Origin of the sequence: Lactobacillus sp. UMNPBX17 (assembly GCF_002553735.1) — a bacterium.
In the GTDB taxonomy this organism is placed as follows: Bacteria; Bacillota; Bacilli; order Lactobacillales; family Lactobacillaceae; genus Lactobacillus; species Lactobacillus gallinarum.
Genome location: NZ_PCYT01000139.1, coordinates 1 through 1,376, shown reverse-complemented (window position 1 = coordinate 1,376; position 1,376 = coordinate 1). Strand labels below are relative to the sequence as shown.

Annotated in this window: 1 protein-coding gene; it reads left to right on the top strand. The window is 36.0% G+C overall.

What is annotated here, in order from left to right:
* The first annotated feature begins 277 nt into the window (after positions 1 to 277).
* Entirely contained in the window at positions 278 to 1,264 is a 987-nt protein-coding gene (locus CP368_RS09945; RefSeq protein WP_056945545.1) for a ribose-phosphate pyrophosphokinase, read from the top strand.
* Positions 1,265 to 1,376 lie beyond the last annotated feature (112 nt).

Sequence of the window (1,376 nt, the reverse complement as noted above, 5' to 3'; positions counted from 1 at the left end):
GTTAGCGTAAGCTAACGAGCCACTAAGCCCTAGACTTCAGTCTAGGGTAGTTGACCGCATAATTCAAGTTTAAGTTTCATGAACTTAGTAGTGCCGGAATTGGCAGCGATTGTCGGGCTGGTTTTGTTCATTGTTTCTAGAAGACAAATGAATTAGATTTACGTAAATTCAAAATCAAAATAGAAATCTTCAATAAAGAACCTCCTCTTTTATTTATCAGAGAAGGTTTTTCGTATATAATGGGTCTGTATATGATTTTTATTCAGAAGAGGTAGCTATGAACAAGGAAGAACTCCATAAATTATTGCACCCAATGAAGGTGATCGGGTTAGGTGGTAACCCAGCATTAAACGAAAAAATTGCTGCAATTTTGCGTCAACCATTAATTGAAACTGCAGTTCATCACTTCAGCGATGGTGAAATCCAAGTTAATATTGGTGAAAGTGTCAGAGGTTGTGACGTCTTTGTAATTCAATCAATTCAAGATCCAGTTAACGAAAACTTCATGGAACTTGAAATTATCTTGGACGCATTGCACCGTGCATCAGCTCATACCATTAACGTGGTAGTTCCATACTTAGCATATTCACGTTCAGATACTAAGACTCGTTCACGTGAACCAATCACAGCTAAGCTTGTTGCTAACTTGCTTCAATTAACTGGTATGGATCGTTTAATTACAGTTGATTTGCATGCTTCACAAATTCAAGGTTTCTACAGTGTTCCAGTAGATCACTTGCACGCTATTCCACTTCTTGGTCAATACTTCTTAGATAATGGTATTGCTACTAAGGAAGATGATGATATCGTAGTTGTTTCACCTGATCACTCAGGTGCCAAGCTTGCACGTAACTTTGGTCAATATTTCAACGCTCCAATCGCTATTGTTGATCAACGTGGTGCTCGTTATGATACTGAAGTGCACGATATTATTGGGGATGTTAAAGACAAGAAGTGTATCATCGTTGATGATTTAATTGATACTGGTTCTCGTATTTCATCATCAACTAAGTCAGTTATGGCGGCAGGTGCCAAGAAGGTTTATGTTGCTGCAACTCACGCACTTCTTTCTAAGAATGCAACTGAAGTACTTAACGAATTGCCAATTGAACAAATCGTTGTAACTGATACTATTAAGCATAATCGTTACCCAGACAGAATGGTTCGTATTTCTGTAGATCAACTTCTTGCTCGTGGTATTGATTACGTTTATAACGATCGTTCAATTCACCAAATTTTTGATGAACAAAATCGTTTAAAGTAAAAAAATTAAATAATTGATATATAATAATCCTCACCTGAATGAGGATTATTTTTTATTCGAAAATTGCAATTTCAAATTGAACACTTTTGAAAATTAAATTCTGTATATTGAA

Excerpts from the sequence above, each read along its gene's own strand:
- CP368_RS09945 (WP_056945545.1), top strand. The coding sequence starts at position 278 with ATGAACAAGGAAGAACTCCATAAATTATTGCACCCAATGAAGGTGATC.